This is a genomic window from Pseudomonas sp. MEJ108, from assembly GCF_030208985.1.
Classification (GTDB): Bacteria; Pseudomonadota; Gammaproteobacteria; order Pseudomonadales; family Pseudomonadaceae; genus Aquipseudomonas; species Aquipseudomonas fragariae.
Genome location: NZ_JARVSW010000079.1, coordinates 43,083 through 59,317, shown reverse-complemented (window position 1 = coordinate 59,317; position 16,235 = coordinate 43,083). Strand labels below are relative to the sequence as shown.

The following is a 16,235-nucleotide window of genomic DNA, read 5'->3' as shown; positions in this document are numbered from 1 at the left end:
GGCTTTGGTTACTTTGGCCTCATCAAAGTAACTCGCCGAGGGGCGAAAAGGTGACTTGAGTCGAACCCCAATCTACCTGACAAAGAAACACTGCCGTGTGACGCGGAGCGTCACGAACTGCATTACCACGCTGGAGCGTGGGAACGATAGGTGTACTGAAGAACGCTATCGTGCCCATGCTCTGCGTGGGTATGCCGTTCTGGACGCTCTGCGTCCGGTTTTCGGCGCTTACTTGCCCGGCGTCAGCGTCAGGCGCTGTTTGCCGTAGCCCTTTTCGTAGTTCTGTTGTTGCACCGGAATCGACTGGTACTGGCCTTTCTGCCACGGCTCGATGCTGTTGGCGTAGTACGGGCTGGCCGGGTTGCCGGATTGGCCGGTGCTGATCAGGCCGGTCATCGGTTCGACCAGGCTGAAGTCTACGATCATGCGCAGACCCGGTGCCATGCGGGCGTCGAAGCCCTTGCCCCACTCGAAGCCGGATACGTTCAGCGTCGTGTGATCACCGCCCGTCGGCGTGGCGCCCCGGTTGAACTCGCCGCCACCCAACTGCTTGGCCAGCGGGCTGGTCGAGGCCCAGTTGTCACGGTGCAGCTTGCCCCATTGCCAGGCCTTGTGATCGCTGCCCAACAGGCTGTCGCCGCTGGTGATGGCGGCCGCCAGACTGCGCGCGAGGATGGCCGGTTTGTCTTCCTCCTGCGGGGTTTTGACGTCATCCCAATAGGGGCTGTCATCGCGACCCAGCAAGTGGTCGGCCTGTGGCGAGTAGGACGAACTGGCGTTGGCGACCAGTGCCTGCCAGGCAGGGCTGGTCTCCGGACCCAACTCATCAAGGAAAATCTGCTTGGCGCTTTCCTGCAGAAACAACTCGTACAGCGCCGCATCAGCTGAAGTAGCGCTGAGCTTGCCATCGAACGCCATCAGGCGCGTGAACGCTTCACGGGCCTTGTTGCGATCGGCTTCGGGCAGTGCATCAATGGCCTGCTTGAGCGGCTTGCTCATGCCGGGCGCCTGAAACATGCTCTTGAGCTTGGCGGCGAACGTCGTGGTCTGGTCGTATTGCATGGCGATGGTGCTGCGCAGGTCCTGCTTGCCCCCGTTGGCCAGTTCGGCAATTCGCTCGGCGCGCTCCGGGTAGCCCCACGAGTTGGAGAGCTGCATGCCGTAGCCTTTCGGAATCGTGCGCTGATTGGCCGCGGCGAGCCAGCCTTGGCGCGGGTCCTGATCATAGGGATGAAGCATCGAGTCGGCAAAACCGTCCCAGTCGTACTTGCCATCCCAGCCCGGCGAAGGCAACAGGCCCTGGCCTTCGCGGCGGTTCGGGAAGCGGCCAGTGACCTGCCAGCCAATGTTCGAGGCGTCGGCAAAGATCATGTTCAGGGTGATCGCCCGAATCTCGCGGCTGGTGTCGAAGGCTTTCTCGACGTTAGGTGCACGGGACAGATCGAAGAACGCATCCAGGCTCTTGTCATCCTTGAAGTTCGGGACTTGCAGCGCCAGGCTCAAACCGTTGCCGGGCGGGGTTGCAGAGGCGTTGAGCAGCGCGCCGTGGCGGGTTTCGTACACGGTTTCACGCAGCGGGCTGCCGCCCTTGACCAGAAAGGTTTCCTGATGGGCCGCCGCTGGCAGCCATTTGCCGTCAACCATGTAGGAAACGCGGTTGCCTTCGCGCTTGATCTTCTCCAGAAACAGATCCTGATTGTCGCCCTTGACGTTGCTCATGCTCCACGCCAGTTTGCCGTTGAAACCGCTGAGTACCAGTGGCATACCGGCGATGGTGACACCGGACACCTGGTATTTCGGTGCACGGATCTGCACGAAGCTCCAGGCAGAATTGAGCCCGGCGGGCAGTTGCATGTCACTGGCCAGCAGACTTTTGCCGTTGCGACTGCGTTGTGGCGCGATGGCCCAGTTGCTGGAGGCCGCGACGCCGAGCATGTTCAGGTCCGAGAGCTGCAGGGCGATCCTGTTCAGATCGCTCAGGCCGGTGACCTGATTGTTCAGGTTCAGGCCCTTGAGCTTGTCGGCTTCGGCAAATGGTAATTCTTCGTCAGGGTAGGTCGGCAGTAGCCAGGCGAGCTTGTCCGCGCTGACTTTCTGCGCCAGGACCAGCGCCGACAGCTCCTCCTGCAGGTTGACCGACAGGCTGAAGTTGAGCAGGCTGAAGATCAGCGCCGAGTCTTCCGGCTTCCAGTATTCCGGCTTGTAGCCCGAGCTGGCGATATCGGCAGGCAGCTTGTCGCGATAACGGAACAGGTAGGCGTTCACGCCGCGCGCATAGACATCGAAGAAGCGTTTCAAACGCGGCGAAGCAGCGTTGTACAGGTCGCTGGCATTCTGCTTGAGGTTGACCGAGCGCATCAGGCGGTCGACGTCCAGCGCATCCGCGCCGGCCATTTCCGACAAACGGCCCTGCGCCAGCAGGCGCATGCCGAGCATCTGACTGATTCGATCACCGGCATGAACGTAGCCCAGCGTGAACAGCGCATCGTGGTAGCTGCTGCTTTCTATCAGCGGCATGCCCATGTTGTTGCGGCGCACGGAAACGTTCTGCGCCAGCCCCTTGAGCGGGAACGTCCCGGAAACAGGCAGCACGGTCTCGGGATCGTTGCCGCCCAACTGGCAGCCGGCAAGGCTCAGGAAGCTCGCCGCAGCAGCGGCAGCGCCGAATCGGGGTAGAAAATGACGAAGGGCTGGCGAGGCCATGGGCAAGCTCCTGGAGGGGTAACGTACAAAAGTCGCTACGTTAGAGAGCAGGCAAGCCGCACGCAAGCGGCACGGGGTAGTTTATTTCAGGATTTTGCAGAGGCTGGCCAGACGCCTCTCGCTCGCCACGCTCTGCGCCACATTGCAGCCATGGCTACATGCCCTGGATCACTACCTGAAAGCATGCAGCACACTCAAATGAAAACGGCCTGCAATGCAGGCCGTCGTCAGAATGCTCCGCGCCTTACGCGCCGTGGCATTTCTTGAATTTCTTGTCGCTGCCGCACGGGCAGGGATCGTTACGACCGACATCCTTAAGGGTATTACGCACCGGCTCCTGATGGGCATGACCGCAGTTCGGGCCGTGTACATGGCCGTGCTGCTGGTCGTGGTGATCGTGATCATGGTTGCAATCGGGGCCATGCACATGGTCTTGCTGGTTCATCGGTTTTACTCCGCAATTAAATCTGGCGCGCATTATCCCGTAAATCATGGCCAAGCAGTATCGGCATATTGCGATTCGCACAGCGCCATTTTTTAAGTATGCTTAGTTTCAGTCGAGCGTTTTTCAGCGTTCTTTATTCCCCTATGCAGAGCCGACTCATGACCCGACAGGAACGTATCGCCAGGGCAATCGCCGCCAGTGGCTTGAAGAAAGGTGAAATTGCCGCCCAGTGCGGCGTGGCCAACTCTGCCGTTACCCAATGGATCAGCGGGGAAAGCAAAAGCCTGCGGCCGGAAAACCTTTACGCACTGGCGCGGGCCACGGGCTTTCGTGCCGAATGGCTGGCGATTGGCGAGGGACCGGAAAAAGCGCCTGCCTTCGACGCCAACGTTGCGCTGATCGATCAGCCGGACATGTCCTTCCGTTATCCGGTGATCAGCTGGGTGTCGGCAGGCTCTTGGGAGGAAGCGGTTCAGCCTTACCCCGACGGTTTTTCCGACCGCTATGAAATCTCCGACTATGACTCCAAGGGGCCGGCGTTCTGGCTGGAGGTCAAGGGCGATTCGATGACCGCGCCCACCGGCGTCAGTGTGCCGGAAGGAATGATGATTCTGGTGGACACGGAGGCCGATGTGCAGCCCGGCAAGCTGGTGATCGCCAAGCTGCCCGCCAGCAACGAGGCGACGTTCAAGAAGCTGGTCGAGGACGGCGGCACACGCTACCTGAAGCCCTTGAACCCGGCGTACAAAATGATCGAATGCGGTGCCGACTGTCGCATTATCGGCGTGGCGGTGAGGATGACCGGCAAGCTGTAAGCCTTGTTTGACAAGGCTTGCGGGCGTTTTCACCGAAAATGCTCGTCAGGAAGCGTCCTACGAAATGCTTGCGAGGTTCCTACAGCTGGAATACTGTATTTATATACAGTCATGCCTCGGAGGCTGTCATGGCTGGCAATGATAATGGATCGGCAGGCAGGTCTTCCTACGAGCAGATCGGCAAGCGCATTCAACGGCTGGTATCCGCGCCCAATGTTCAAAAGACCCAGTGGGTCATCGTCGCCCGTCGTGATGATGAGCCCGTGGACAGCTGGAACGTGGTGCTGCAGGAAATCGAAGAGACCGAAGGCATCGAGATTGACCGTCAGCCAGACGGTTCGGTAAGGATCGGCTGGCAGCGCTACATCGATAACTGACCTCAAGCCTCCGTTGCTCTCCCGATAGCCCGGTGGGTTGATGGTGCACGTTTGCCTGTGATTTTAAGCATGCTTAATTTTTAGTTTTTTGAACGGTGCCGGCGCCGCGGCAATCCCCCGGCAGGTCCCCCAGTGTCTGAATTTTTCTGTGTTCGTGAACGGCTGTATTTCTTGAACGGAGTCAGAAGTGATGGATATCTTGAATGGTTTGGCAGACCGAGGCGAATGGCTGGTAGCCGGTCTGGTGGGTGCGATCATTTCTGGCTGGTGGCATAAGGCAGGTCTGCTTGACTGGCGTGCCTGGCTGGTTTTTCTGGTGACCGGTGTGGCCTGTGCGGTGTTCCTCACCGGCATCGCCAGTGACTACCTTGGCATCGCAGATCCGCGCAACACCACGGGCGTGGGGTTTCTGCTGGGCTCGTTCGGTGGTGCGCTGATCAGTGCCGTCAACCGGGCATTGTGGGCCGCGGACATCTGGAAGTTTCTTCTGGAACTGATCAAGGGCAAGCTGGGCGGATAGGCTGAATGATCATCGGCGCTGGATCAGGTCTTGCGGCAGCACATCGCCTGATGTGCCGACGCGGACGTTGTGCCTGAACACGATTCCGGTCTTGAGCTTGCCGTCCAGCTGATAATGGATCAGCTCATCAGGTTTTTTCAGCAGTTGAGCGATGTACCGTGCGTAGCGCCAGAGGTTGGTGCGAATCGGCACCACGAAGGTTTTGCGGCTATTACCGTCGACGACAAACCAGTCGCTGAACGTGTCATCGACAAGGACCATGTCATTGAGGGTGATCTTGTACTTCAGGCCACGCACCAGCAAGCTGTCTTCGTTGGGGTTATCAACTTCGAAGTACAGCTTGAAATCCTGCTGTGTCAGCCTCGCCTTGACCACCTGGACCTTCAGCAAATGCACTTCCGGTTCCTGAGCGCGGTCAAAGCTCAGGAGCGAGCATCCGCTGAGCCCGAACAGGATCAACGCAAGGCTTATGATTCTTGTAATGTGCGCCTGAAAAGACATGGATGTGCTCCCTTTGACACCTGAGTCTACCAACTCGACGGTCGAGGGCAACGCGCTTGTTGCGCTGTCTGACGCTACGCCATACTTTTACTGACGTGCATATTGGTGTCTTCTTCCATGAATCTCTACGAAATTGTCTTCAGCGCCGAACTGGTCGCTGGAGCACAACCCGAGAAGGTAAGGGCTAACCTTGGCAAGCTGTTCAATGCAGATGCCGAACGTCTGGACCTGCTGTTCTCGGGGCGCCGACTGGTTCTGAAAAACAATCTCGACGCGGCAACCGCAGAGAAATACCGCGCCACCCTCGAGCGCGCAGGCGCGCTGGTGCGTGTGCTGGAAATGAACACGCCACCGCCCATGGAAGAGGTCGAACTGGCGCCACCGCCCGACGCACCGAACTGGTTGCGCAAAGCCTCGGTAAGTCCGGGGCGTTTGCAGATCAAACCGCGCGACGCTTACATGGCGGCTTTTGTGGACGTCGATGCGCCGGATTACTCGGTCGCAGAAGCGGGCGTCGAGTTGCTGCCCGGCAAGCCTCAGCCTGTTGCGCCGCTGCTGGATCTCTCGCGTTTGAGCCTGGCCCCGCTGGGCAGCGACATGGGCCAGGTCGAAAAAGCCGAGGCGCAGGAGGCGCCCGATACGTCGCACCTGAAGATCATCCCGGAATGATGCTGCCAGTCAGCTGATTCCTGAAACGGAATTATTTTCAATCAGCCCTGTTACTTTCGAGCGTTCGTCCGGCTAACAGGCATTGAGAAGTATTCCATCAGGAGTTGCCCGATGTCCCGTTCGTTAGACACCCTTCTGCGTCCCAGTCTGTTGGCCGTGGCGATCGCCCTGTGCACGCCTCTGACCAGCCCGCTGTCGATGGCGGCGCAGCAGGCCAGCGTGGTTGCCTATGATCTGCCCGCAGGCCCGATGGCCACTACGCTGAATCAGATCTCCAGCCAGGGTGGCCTGGCATTGAGTCTTGACCCGGCGCTGGTCGCCGGCAAGACCAGCTCGGCGGTGAAAGGCAATTTCGATGCGGCCACGGCCTTGCGCGAGGCTCTGCGTGGCAGCGGCCTGCAACTGGTGCAGAGCAGCGCCGGGACGTACACGCTGATGGTCATGGAACAGAACGCCTTGAACCTGTCGGACGTGAACATCAACGCCAACAGCACGCCCCTCGAAGGCTCGGAAGCCGCAGGTTATCGCAGCGAGAACGTCAGCAGTGTCGGCGCGCTGGGTGGCATGCGGCTGCAGGACGCGCCTTATTCCATCAGCGTAACGCCTCAGGCGCTGCTGAAAAACATCCAGGCCACCTCGCTGGACGATGTCATCAAGCACAACCCGTTCACCCAGATGTACTCGCCGACCAGCGCCGGTTATGCCAGTGCCGTCAACATTCGAGGCTTCAGCAGCGCGGGCAGCCTGAACATCGCCAATGATGGCCTGCGTTTCACCAACGGTGCCGACGGCAGCAACTACATGGAAGAGATGGAGCAGCTGGAAGTCATCACCGGTCTGACCGGCTTCCTGTATGGTCCGGCCTCGCCGGGCGGGCTGGTCAATTACGTGCTCAAGCGCCCGACCTATCAACGCTACAACAGCGTCACCCTGGGCAATGCCGGGGGTGAGAATTACTACCTGCATGGTGACTTCGGCGGGCCGATCGACAGCGAGGGCAAATTCGCCTATCGCCTCAATGTGCTGACTCAGGATGGCGAAACCGCTGTCGATCTGAACAAGCGTCGCCGCGAGATGATTTCCCTGGCGCTGGACTGGAACGTGTCCGACGACCTGCTGGTGCAGTTCGACGCCTCGCACAAGAAGACCGAAATTCGCGGCCTGACCAGTTACTGGTATTTCGGTGACCAATCCCTGCGCCCCGGCGCGGCATCGCTGGACAACGACAAGCTCTACAGCCAGAAGTGGTCGTTTTCCGATTACGAGTCCGACAAGGCCGGCGTGCGTGCCAAGTGGCGCTTGAACGACACGTTCACCTTGCGCGCGGCCTTCGCTGCCCAGCAGTACACCTCGGAGAACACCTACACCGGGCCGACGGTCTACAGCGCGGGCCTTTACTCGCAGCCGCTGTATGCCTTCGCGCCGATTGAAACCGAAGAAAAGACCGGTTCGCTGTTCCTCGATGCGGCGTTCGATACCGGCTTTATCGGTCACAAGGTCACTGTGGGCTATCAGGGCAATACCTCACGGCAGAAACAGTACGAGGATCACATTCCGTACACGCCCGATCAGCCAGGCCCGCAATACACCTCGCCGGTGGGCACGATACCGCTGGACCAGACGCCTCAGGTCGGTAAACCGTCTTACTCCATCGGGCATGGCGACCAGCGCCTGGCCAACAGTTCGGAAAGCAATAACGTCCTGATCGGTGACGTCATTACTTTCAATGAGCAGTGGTCGGCGATCCTGGGTGTGACCAACACACAGATCAAAACCTACGCCAACGAGTTCGTCTACGCCAAGGCGTTCGGTTCCGCCGAAACCGAGACCACCTACAACGAGAGCAAGACCTCGCCGAACATCTCGCTGGTCTATAAACCGCTGCCGTGGCTGACCACCTACGCGACGTATATAGAAGGCCTGCAATCGGGCGGCGTCGCGCCTGGCGGCACCGCCAATGCCGGCCAGGCGTTTGCGCCTGAAATCAGCGAACAATACGAAATCGGTGCCAAGGCGACACTGGGCGAAACCCTGCTGACCCTGGCGCTGTTCAACATCGAGAAGCCCAACGGCTACACCACAGGCGCGAACATCTACGTCGTGGACGGACGTCAGGAGAACAACGGCCTGGAATTCAGCGTCACCGGCAAGGTCATCCCGGAACTGACCGTGGTGGGCGGCTTTACCTTGCTCGACCCGAAAATCAAGAAAACCGGTGTCGCGGCGGATGAAGGCAACGTGCCAACCAACGTCGCCAAGCAACTGGCCAAGGTCTATGCCGAATACGACATCAACCCTGTACCAGGCCTGGCCATGACCGGCGGGGCGTTCTACACCGGCAAGCAATACACCGATCAAAGCAACGAAAACGACCTGCCGTCCTTCACCACCTTCGACGCCGGAGCCCGCTACCGCCTGCGCCTTGCAGAAAACGACCTGACCCTGCGCGTCAACGTCAGCAACCTGACCAACAAAGAATACTGGCTCAACAGCAGCTACCTGGGCGACCCACGCACCGTCGCGTTTTCGGCACAGCTGGAGTTTTGATCGCGGCATCACGCCGACCTGACTGCTGACGCGTGCGGAACGAGAATCCCGACTATCGCAGGACGCTTTGCGTCGTATGCCGTTCTGGACGCTCTGCGTCCCTACCGAGTGTGGGCAGTGCGGTTCGGATTTAGGACCCGCTCAAACGACATACCCGGAGCAACACTTCTTGAATTTCTGCTCACTGCCACACGGGCACGCATCGTTGCGGCCGGCTTTAAGGGGGACGGTGGAGTCGATGAAGTACCAGCGGCCCTGATTCTGCACGAACGACGAGCGTTCCTTGTGGCTGTGTTCGCCGTTGCCATCGTGCCAACGAGCAGTGAAGGTCACAAATGCATGCTCAGGCTTGCCGCCAAACACTTCCGCGCTTTCCACCTCCAGCCCCAGCCAGGTGCTTTGCGCGCTCCACTGAGCGATGGCTTCACGGTCCAGTGCGCTTTGCTGCACCGGCAGCGTGGATTCCACCAGATAATCGGTCAGTCCCAGCACGTAAGCGCTGTAACGTGAGCGCATCAGCTTTTCCGCACACGGCGCAGGCTGGCCAGCGTGATAATGGCCGCAACAGGCCAGCAACAGATCACCGCTGCCGCACGGGCAAATAGCACTACTCATGATTCATCACCAGTATTTTCCAAAATTCTCCGGGTTGGCCCCAGAACCGAGAGACGACTGATGGAGGCCCTGGCGTAGTGGGGTTCATAGGGGACCTCAAGGTTTCTGGTGACGACATGGTGACAGCGTTGGTGACAGTTGGCGAGTCTCTAAGGTGCCCATTGGGTCGCCTTCTTGGGGGCCTTATTAGCCCGCGCGGACCTGCGCGAGGGCACACGGGAGTAGAAGCAATTAGGTGATCACTCCCAAATATTCTGTATTTTTCGTCAAGGCCGTTTGAGGTGCCCGTAAAGCCACAAGACCAGATGGGCAACCACACAGACCAGACAGGCAGCCGGCAGGGTGTCAATTGGGGTGCTGAAAAAAAGGCGTCTTTCGGGACGCCTTTTTTGTTGCAGGACCAAAATTTCGTTATGAATTTCTGAATAAGCGAAACTGTCCAGGATTCATTCCGGATGAGTCCAGATGAATGTCAGGTCTAATCTCCAGTTGGTTCATTGCCTGTTGGAATGCTAAATACTGGCCTTTGTCTTCAGCTACCTTGACTTCGGCCGGAATCGACTCATCGTGACCACGATTAGCTCGTCTTTTAACTGTTTCTTCGAACTCACAGTCGAGGCGCACTACGACATGCGCCGCATCCTTGATCAAATGAGGTGTGCAGATGCCTTCAATTAAATAAGTGTCACAGACAGGCAATCTAATTTCTTTATAGGGTCCATCAGAATCGCGCTCCCCTCGCGGAAAGCCTCCAATCATAACCCCCTCGCGATAGGTGCTCGGCAGGCTGTAAGTGGCGCCTTTGCCACTCAATATATTGTCCATCACTCGCGTTGCCAGCTCTCTGTTGAAGGAGTCGACATGCCCGTGAACGACCGCCCAGTCTGTCACTGGACCTCGATTGCCTGGGTGCTTACTCAGCTCCGAGAAAGACTTCAAGAAGTGGTCAGTTTTGATCGACTCAAATGTCAACTCTGCTTGTTCCAGCGCTTTAGTCAGCGTTGACTTTCCGGACGCCGAAGGTCCGGAAACGAAGATGATGACTGGCTTGCCAGCTTGTCGTTTTTCCTGGACTTTTTTTAGAATCAAGCTTGCGACCTTTTCAGTGGTCACTGTTCGCTCTGTTGAAACACTCTTGTGTACTCCAGAGATAACTATCGTGTTTTGCAATGAGGTTTTTTGTGCTGCGCTAGCCTGTTTTGTCACCCCCCCGGCCATGGCCTTGGTAGCACTATTCTGTTGCTCGTCAGTTTCAAAATTCACGTAGTTTTCCGGGAAATTGAAGTGCGTCTTCAACGATGACCAGAAGTCTTTGTTTTGAGATAGATCCTGCCCCCAGATACGTTCCGATAACGACACCGCGTCGTCACGCATCAACGATGACAGCCCCTGCGCCTTACGTATTACCGCATCGACGTGACCGCGCAATCCGTTAGGGCCGGTCGCTTCAATCGTGCTTTTATTAGGACGACTGAAATACCGATCCCCTCTGAACTCATTGCCTTTCAGACGTTTGTAGTCCTCACCTATTTTATCGATAAAGTCGGAAAGCATTTTACTGCCAGGGTGTGCCGCAAGTAACGCGTTCGCAAAATAGGGGGTCGTGCTACCGGACGCCTCGCTCTTGGCTTGCGCCAAACCTACTAACATTAGGTCCGGGTGCGCGTGCAATACTCCACTTAGCGGCCGCATGCACTCCAGATCGATATCTGCATACACACCTCCGTATTCGTGCAATATCTCGTAACGAGCAATGTCGGATGCGGCTGGGTAGGCACCATTACGCCCGATGATTTCGTGCTGATAAGCGTCCTTGTTCTTGAGTCGGATGTCTTTCGAATTGCTCAAATCGCGAATCTGAACGTTTTTAATACCCTGGAATTTTTTCTGCAACTCATTCAACGTGACAACGTCACGGGTTGCATTTGTTGTCAGTCGATCCCATGACTTGACGGTTTGGTCTAGAATAATCCTCTCAGCCTGAAAAAAATTATCATCATGCCTGGCGGTGTGTTCTTTGAACGCGGCCAGTGCCAATCGTGCATTATGTAAGGTCACTTCCGCGGCGTGAGGTAGCACGTTTTGCTTCAAGGACTCATTACCTTCGGCCAGGAGTTCTTTGTTCAATTCACTCAGAGCCTGTTTTTGTGCGCTTAGATTCGACACGCTGCCGGACGTATCAAGCGTCGTCTCAAGTTGACTGAACAGACCACGCATCAGCTTCTCTGACTGATACTCCGGGAACACGTTCTCTGCTTGCTGCCGAGTGATTTTATTGGTTTCGTAAGCTTTGAACTGCGAGGCATCAACCCATAGCATGACGGTACAATCCGGATTTTTTTTTGCCCATTGGCGTACATACTCTTGCTGTTTGTCGCCGGGTTGAGAACCGACCCAGACCATATGAATATTTGACGGAACGACCTTGAAGTCTTTCTTGGGATATACGTCCATCAACGCGTTAGACGTTTGAGATTTTTCGATGCCCGAGGTTGAGGGCTGGGCAGGCGCGTACACACCCAGGTTGTTCTGGATTTTCATTCAAATTCCTTAACGTATTTTCAAAAAAGAGAGGCAATGATTTCTGACAAAAAGTTGTTGTAACGACGCGCGCGTGATTCAGCTACAGGCGCACCTCAACAAGATACTCATATGAACATACACTTCGCTGATGCGCTCACGATACAGGACGCGATTCACCCGTCTTGAGTGAGTTGGAGGAAGAAGATACTGATGGGTGTTGAATATTTTTACGAGCCAAATCATTGCTTAAACGCAAGATGATTCGCTCGACGATACAGGCTGCCACATTATAGGATTCGTCACTTGGATGTGAAGAGATCCAGCCATTGGCTTCAAATTTCCTCAAGAGGGTGTCAAGGTTGATGTGTTGACCTTCAAATTCAATCATTATATTTTTTTCAGCATCGAAGAGTGCTTTTAGAGTATTGATTCGACCCTTATCCCAGTAAGGGTTCGGCCTGTCTGCAGGCCCTTCTAGTTCCTTTTTAATAATCATTTCTTGCTGCAAAGCTACGTTACGGTGATCGTTACTCAACTTCAATTGCTTACTCATTAGCATGTCTTCTCCGCCGGCCACCATGTAAGGGGGGTAGATGCCATCTCCTTCTCGGAGGAAGGGGGCGCGAATGGACACAAACTGCTCAGCTGGGCCATCCAGATCCGAAGGTCTGGGCGTGGGTGTCTTGCTGAAGGGTGAAGGCGTTGCTTGTCGCGTCGGGTAGCCGACACCGTAGCCCACGATAGGCTGCTCTATCGTTTGGTGCAGACTTTCCACCTTGTTTTTAATGATTGGATTCGTGTGCCTGGTCTGTTCTGTCTTCACGACATCCTGGTCGATCATCATTATCCGCTCAGGGCGGTAGGGCAGCGTATCGGCAAAGGCCAAGGCCGCTGCTCGAGCGGCACCAAAACCTGTCAAACCTCCACCATCCCAGCCAATAAGATGCAGATTCGGATAGTGTTCGATCACCTCTTTCATCGTGGAAGCGTAGGTCGGGTAATCCATTTTATGAACAAGAAGATAGATAGGTTCCGCCCGCCGCCCACGCGCCCCACGCATGTTTTTGGGATGCCATGCCAAGCTATAGTCTTTGGTAAGCTCTGCCGCCAGCTTATGCGCGCTGCCGCCGCTTATAACAAAAGCAGGAACAGTAGCTTTATTAAGATGTGGCTCGTGCAGTTGAGGCCCTCTTATAAACGAGAACCAACTGCCGTCTCCCGGAATGGCTCGGTCCATGGCCAGTTTCCTGCATTCGTTTATCCGATTGTCAAGCACGGCCTGCATACTGTCCATGGTCTCCTTGCTCGTTGATTCAGAGACTTTGACAGGTGAATACTTACACGCTGGCCTTGTTTCAGGATTGGCCCATCTGGGGTTGCACTTCAGTTGAATGGGAGGGTTATTTACCTGTAGCGGGGCCCTTGCAGGGTTGACGTGATCGAGTGACATAAGAGGTGAAGCGCCAGGTTGAATAGATGTACTTATAGAGTCGTACTGATTAAGTAAGTTTTTGTACAGCTGCTCCTTAAATTCCGTAGCTTGCTTAGGGCTTATGGTATCTGTCGGTGCATCCGCCTTGACAGCAAGCATAACTCTAAAGAAAGCGTCTTCTCCCGAGCTCTCCCATTTTTTTTCCCTTTGACTTACTGTGTATGTCTCTTTGCCTTCACGGCACACCTCAATGCACTGAAATTTTTGCTCTTCTGATAGCGTATCGTAGTTTCCCCGGCTTTTTTCCTCGTCGGGTCTGAAGACCGCACACGGCGTGGTATCAGGATAATGCTTCCACACCAGAAAAGCGTTTTTGGGCCAGTCGTCATCTTTAACAATTACCAAACTGAGGAGCTCAAGAAGGCTGCCTTCCAGTTCGCAGTCTGGGTCTTTTAGCTTTTGAACCAGGTTTTCTAGCTTATTTAACATCACCCTCGAAGGGGTGTATTTAAATATGGAGTTGTCGGGTAATCGTCTTGTTTCAGAAGGGTGCTCTACGCCTGATACAGTCATTGCCGTATCGACAAGATTAAGCGCTGGCAGAGAATGACTTCGAATCAGCATCATTATGTCCGTGTTTATATCTGGTTGTACGATGGGTGGAAAAGACACGTATGGCGGTACCCATGCATTCAATGCTTCTGCCCGGCTGGGCTCCAGGCTTTGTAGGTAAAGTGGGTGTGCCTTGCTTGCCTGCTCAAAGTCAGCATGTCGCAGTGCTTGAGTGGCTCGGCGGATGGATCGGGTTCCACGCAAACGTAAAGCGGTGTCCAATCTATATTACGTTCGCCTAGACCCATGAGCTTGGTCGTAACTGGGTCTACCGCACCGTGGTCGAGCAGCCAGTTGTGCTTCGAGCGTTGACGGCCCGGTATCCGCAACTCTTCGTTGATGAGCTTCAGGATTTGGGCACGTTGCATCAGGCTATCTTGAAGTGACTCATAGACGCCGGAGCAACCGTTTCCCTTATAGGGGATGTAAACAAGAGGATGTCCTTGGAGAATGGCATGGCGGTCTGCGTCTGCCTATCGGTAGATCCAAGAGAGAGGGTAAGGCTACGGGCAGAGCAGCCCATTGGACATACCCTTAGGTAGTAGATCCCTGAGCGCCTGTAATGCCAGATGGAAAGGTGCTGATCGGGTCGTTGGTGACGAGGCTGGTGACAGTTGGCCCTGCACTGGCATATTGACGTTGCTAGTCATGTTTGGGTAAGCCCTTTATATTCAAAGGGTCACCACCAATACTTTCCAAAATTCTCCGGGTTGGCCCAGTACTTCGCGTTCAACCAGTCGGGCACCTGTTTGTACTCACGCAAGTCGTACGTAAACAGGTTCAGCACCTGCTCGTCGCGGGCGAAGCGTTCGCTGCATTGCAGCGCCAGCGAGAAAAAATCGGTCTCCTGCCAACCGCAGGCCTGCAAATCGGCAAGCACCGCGATGCGGCTGGCGTTGAGGTTGCGGATGCCACCCAGCAGTTCCAGGCCAGTGCGCTTGGGGATGTGTTCCAGACAATCGACCACCAGCGCCAGATCGAAACGTTGCGCCGCCAGATGGGCAGGCAGCGCACCGGGTTCGGCCAGCGCCACCTCGGTCTGCGGGTGGGCCTCCTGAAAGGCTTGCAACGCCGGGAACGCCTGAGCGCCGATCAACAGCAGGCGTTGCGGCGCATAGCGATCGAGCAGGGCGGCCAGCGCTTGTTGGGGCGTACGGTTCGAGTAGCCGACGGTCATTGAAAGTCCTCTGGTTGACGAACAAGACTAGCCTGCCGGGCCGGCTCTGAACAGCCGTCAGTCCAAGGCCGGTGTCCACAGATGCACGACAACGATCTATGCTTGATCTTTTTCAACACACCGCTGGCATATTCGGCGTACAGCACGTCTACTGTGCGGCGACGAAAAGCATGCGAAGACTGCAATTTCGTAACGGATCATGACAAGGGGTGGGCAGGCAATGAAGGTGTTTTGGGGGCTGGGAAAGATATTGATGCTGGGCTTCTGGCTGGTGGTGCTGGTCAACGCGGCGATTGAGGCGCCCAGCCCGCTTGGCGTGATGATCGACATGGCCGGCGCGGTACTGCTGTTGACTCATTTGCTGGAACTGATCCTGTTCAACGGCAGCCTGCGCGGTCGCCGGCATCCGTGGCGCGACCGGGGCAAAATCATCCTGTTCGGCATCTTTCACGTTCAATCCATCGGCCGTCCGGTCAGGGGACACACTCATGCGTAAGCTCGTTCTGCTGGCAGCATTGTTCAGCCCTCTGGCCATGGCCCAGGCAATTATCGTTGCACCGCACTCGCTGATGCGTCTGCCTGGCAACAGCAGCGTTCTGCAGGTCGAGCGCCTTGAAGTGGCCGATTACGGCACTCTGCTGATCCCGGCCGGTATCGATGATGTGAAGATTGGCGAGCTGGTGCTGGGGCACGAAGCGCGAATTGCCATCGTCCCTGGCGTGCAGGCGTTCAATATGGTGGTGCTGCATGGTGAGTTCGGCACCGGCAGCCAGATCACCGCACGGGGCGCGCCGGGTACGTTCGAGAAACCGGCACGGCCTGGACGCAACCTGACCCTGCGCCTGCAGAGCCTGGATGCCGAAGAACTGTCGATTGACGCCCGCGGTGGTGCAGGCAGCCCAGGCTATGCCGGGCTGGACGGCGGCACGGGCGAAGACCCTGGTTGCACCTGGGGCCAGGCCGGGCGTGGTTATAACGGCGACAGCGGCGGCAATGGCCACGATGGTGCTGCGGGCGCGCAGGTTCGTCTCGAATTGCCACAGAGCTATCCGGCCGAACGCATCAAGGTGAATGTCGCGGGTGGCGCAGCGGGCAAGGCTGGCGAAGGCGGCAAGGCAGGCAAGGGCGGTGCGTCCAAGGGCTGTATCGTCTACCGCGCTGAAGGCGGCAAGGCTGGCAGACAGGGTGAGCCCGGTCTGCCAGGTGCTCCGGGACCGGCAGGCGCGTTGATCCTGCAACGTCTGTAATCTGCGAGATGTCCGGATCAGGTGCAAGGCCATGATCCGGACAGTCGCGAAT

Annotated in this window: 15 protein-coding genes; 7 read left to right on the top strand and 8 right to left on the bottom strand. The window is 56.7% G+C overall.

Annotation, left to right across the window (positions count from 1 at the left end; translation table 11 throughout):
- Positions 1-228: 228 nt before the first annotated feature.
- On the bottom strand, positions 229-2,703 hold the full coding sequence (locus QRN50_RS24975; protein WP_096127402.1) for a penicillin acylase family protein: 2,475 nt from the start codon (positions 2,701-2,703) through the stop codon (positions 229-231).
- A 244-nt stretch (positions 2,704-2,947) separates the two neighbouring features.
- A complete protein-coding gene (locus tag QRN50_RS24970; RefSeq protein WP_032607517.1) occupies positions 2,948-3,148 on the bottom strand; it encodes an SEC-C metal-binding domain-containing protein in 201 nt (66 codons plus the stop codon).
- Positions 3,149-3,306: 158 nt separating this feature from the next.
- Here QRN50_RS24970 and QRN50_RS24965 point away from each other — a divergent pair, with 158 nt between their 5' ends.
- The 3 genes from QRN50_RS24965 (at position 3,307) to QRN50_RS24955 (ending at position 4,860) form a co-directional block, all read left to right on the top strand.
- Entirely contained in the window at positions 3,307-3,963 is a 657-nt protein-coding gene (locus QRN50_RS24965) for a LexA family protein (RefSeq protein WP_003402307.1), read from the top strand.
- Positions 3,964-4,091: 128 nt separating this feature from the next.
- Positions 4,092-4,340 (top strand): DUF1654 domain-containing protein, encoded by a 249-nt coding sequence (locus tag QRN50_RS24960; protein ID WP_003402309.1) that lies wholly within the window; start codon positions 4,092-4,094, stop codon positions 4,338-4,340.
- 190 nt (positions 4,341-4,530) lie between these two features.
- The gene (locus QRN50_RS24955) at positions 4,531-4,860 is read left to right on the top strand and encodes a hypothetical protein (RefSeq protein WP_003402310.1); all 330 of its coding nucleotides are present in this window, start codon (positions 4,531-4,533) and stop codon (positions 4,858-4,860) included.
- A 9-nt stretch (positions 4,861-4,869) separates the two neighbouring features.
- Here the strand turns inward: QRN50_RS24955 and QRN50_RS24950 are convergent, their stop codons facing one another.
- Positions 4,870-5,361 carry an LEA/WHy family protein gene (locus QRN50_RS24950; protein WP_003402312.1) on the bottom strand — a complete coding sequence of 164 codons (492 nt, stop codon included), beginning with the start codon at positions 5,359-5,361 and terminating at the stop codon, positions 4,870-4,872.
- A 117-nt stretch (positions 5,362-5,478) separates the two neighbouring features.
- On the opposite strand from QRN50_RS24950, the gene QRN50_RS24945 reads away from it, so the two are divergent.
- Positions 5,479-6,030 (top strand): hypothetical protein, encoded by a 552-nt coding sequence (locus QRN50_RS24945; protein ID WP_003402313.1) that lies wholly within the window; start codon positions 5,479-5,481, stop codon positions 6,028-6,030.
- 111 nt (positions 6,031-6,141) lie between these two features.
- Complete coding sequence (locus QRN50_RS24940; RefSeq protein WP_003402314.1) at positions 6,142-8,577, top strand: TonB-dependent receptor; 2,436 nt, start codon at positions 6,142-6,144, stop codon at positions 8,575-8,577.
- Positions 8,578-8,718: 141 nt separating this feature from the next.
- Here QRN50_RS24940 and QRN50_RS24935 read toward each other — a convergent pair whose 3' ends face one another.
- The 5 genes from QRN50_RS24935 to QRN50_RS24915 all read right to left on the bottom strand — a co-directional run bounded on the left by QRN50_RS24935 (position 8,719) and on the right by QRN50_RS24915 (position 14,936).
- Complete coding sequence (locus tag QRN50_RS24935; RefSeq protein ID WP_003402315.1) at positions 8,719-9,192, bottom strand: YchJ family protein; 474 nt, start codon at positions 9,190-9,192, stop codon at positions 8,719-8,721.
- 411 nt (positions 9,193-9,603) lie between these two features.
- Positions 9,604-11,733, bottom strand: coding sequence for a TcdA/TcdB catalytic glycosyltransferase domain-containing protein (locus QRN50_RS24930; RefSeq protein WP_024661134.1), 2,130 nt, complete (start codon positions 11,731-11,733; stop codon positions 9,604-9,606).
- A gap of 136 nt (positions 11,734-11,869) precedes the next feature.
- Positions 11,870-13,771 carry a hypothetical protein gene (locus tag QRN50_RS24925; protein WP_239986856.1) on the bottom strand — a complete coding sequence of 634 codons (1,902 nt, stop codon included), beginning with the start codon at positions 13,769-13,771 and terminating at the stop codon, positions 11,870-11,872.
- A 68-nt stretch (positions 13,772-13,839) separates the two neighbouring features.
- Positions 13,840-14,127 (bottom strand): hypothetical protein, encoded by a 288-nt coding sequence (locus QRN50_RS24920; protein ID WP_024661132.1) that lies wholly within the window; start codon positions 14,125-14,127, stop codon positions 13,840-13,842.
- Between the two features lie 311 nt (positions 14,128-14,438).
- Complete coding sequence (locus QRN50_RS24915; protein WP_024661131.1) at positions 14,439-14,936, bottom strand: DUF6231 family protein; 498 nt, start codon at positions 14,934-14,936, stop codon at positions 14,439-14,441.
- Positions 14,937-15,156: 220 nt separating this feature from the next.
- Here QRN50_RS24915 and QRN50_RS24910 point away from each other — a divergent pair, with 220 nt between their 5' ends.
- Together QRN50_RS24910 and QRN50_RS24905 are read left to right on the top strand one after the other, a co-directional pair.
- Entirely contained in the window at positions 15,157-15,432 is a 276-nt protein-coding gene (locus QRN50_RS24910; protein ID WP_024661130.1) for a DUF1145 domain-containing protein, read from the top strand.
- Complete coding sequence (locus QRN50_RS24905; protein WP_003418460.1) at positions 15,425-16,183, top strand: hypothetical protein; 759 nt, start codon at positions 15,425-15,427, stop codon at positions 16,181-16,183. The genes QRN50_RS24910 and QRN50_RS24905 overlap by 8 nt, the downstream gene beginning before the upstream one ends.
- Positions 16,184-16,235: the final 52 nt, after the last annotated feature.

Bases quoted from the DNA above. Each gene is read 5' to 3' on its own strand.
- QRN50_RS24910 (WP_024661130.1), top strand. From the start codon at position 15,157: ATGAAGGTGTTTTGGGGGCTGGGAAAGATATTGATGCTGGGCTTCTGG.
- QRN50_RS24930 (WP_024661134.1), bottom strand. From the start codon at position 11,733: ATGAAAATCCAGAACAACCTGGGTGTGTACGCGCCTGCCCAGCCCTCA.
- QRN50_RS24915 (WP_024661131.1), bottom strand. From the start codon at position 14,936: ATGACCGTCGGCTACTCGAACCGTACGCCCCAACAAGCGCTGGCCGCC.
- QRN50_RS24935 (WP_003402315.1), bottom strand. From the start codon at position 9,192: ATGAGTAGTGCTATTTGCCCGTGCGGCAGCGGTGATCTGTTGCTGGCC.
- QRN50_RS24940 (WP_003402314.1), top strand. From the start codon at position 6,142: ATGTCCCGTTCGTTAGACACCCTTCTGCGTCCCAGTCTGTTGGCCGTG.
- QRN50_RS24950 (WP_003402312.1), bottom strand. From the start codon at position 5,361: ATGTCTTTTCAGGCGCACATTACAAGAATCATAAGCCTTGCGTTGATC.
- QRN50_RS24925 (WP_239986856.1), bottom strand. From the start codon at position 13,771: ATGCTGATTCGAAGTCATTCTCTGCCAGCGCTTAATCTTGTCGATACG.
- QRN50_RS24920 (WP_024661132.1), bottom strand. From the start codon at position 14,127: ATGCAACGTGCCCAAATCCTGAAGCTCATCAACGAAGAGTTGCGGATA.
- QRN50_RS24965 (WP_003402307.1), top strand. From the start codon at position 3,307: ATGACCCGACAGGAACGTATCGCCAGGGCAATCGCCGCCAGTGGCTTG.
- QRN50_RS24955 (WP_003402310.1), top strand. From the start codon at position 4,531: ATGGATATCTTGAATGGTTTGGCAGACCGAGGCGAATGGCTGGTAGCC.
- QRN50_RS24905 (WP_003418460.1), top strand. From the start codon at position 15,425: ATGCGTAAGCTCGTTCTGCTGGCAGCATTGTTCAGCCCTCTGGCCATG.
- QRN50_RS24970 (WP_032607517.1), bottom strand. From the start codon at position 3,148: ATGAACCAGCAAGACCATGTGCATGGCCCCGATTGCAACCATGATCAC.
- QRN50_RS24975 (WP_096127402.1), bottom strand. From the start codon at position 2,703: ATGGCCTCGCCAGCCCTTCGTCATTTTCTACCCCGATTCGGCGCTGCC.
- QRN50_RS24945 (WP_003402313.1), top strand. From the start codon at position 5,479: ATGAATCTCTACGAAATTGTCTTCAGCGCCGAACTGGTCGCTGGAGCA.
- QRN50_RS24960 (WP_003402309.1), top strand. From the start codon at position 4,092: ATGGCTGGCAATGATAATGGATCGGCAGGCAGGTCTTCCTACGAGCAG.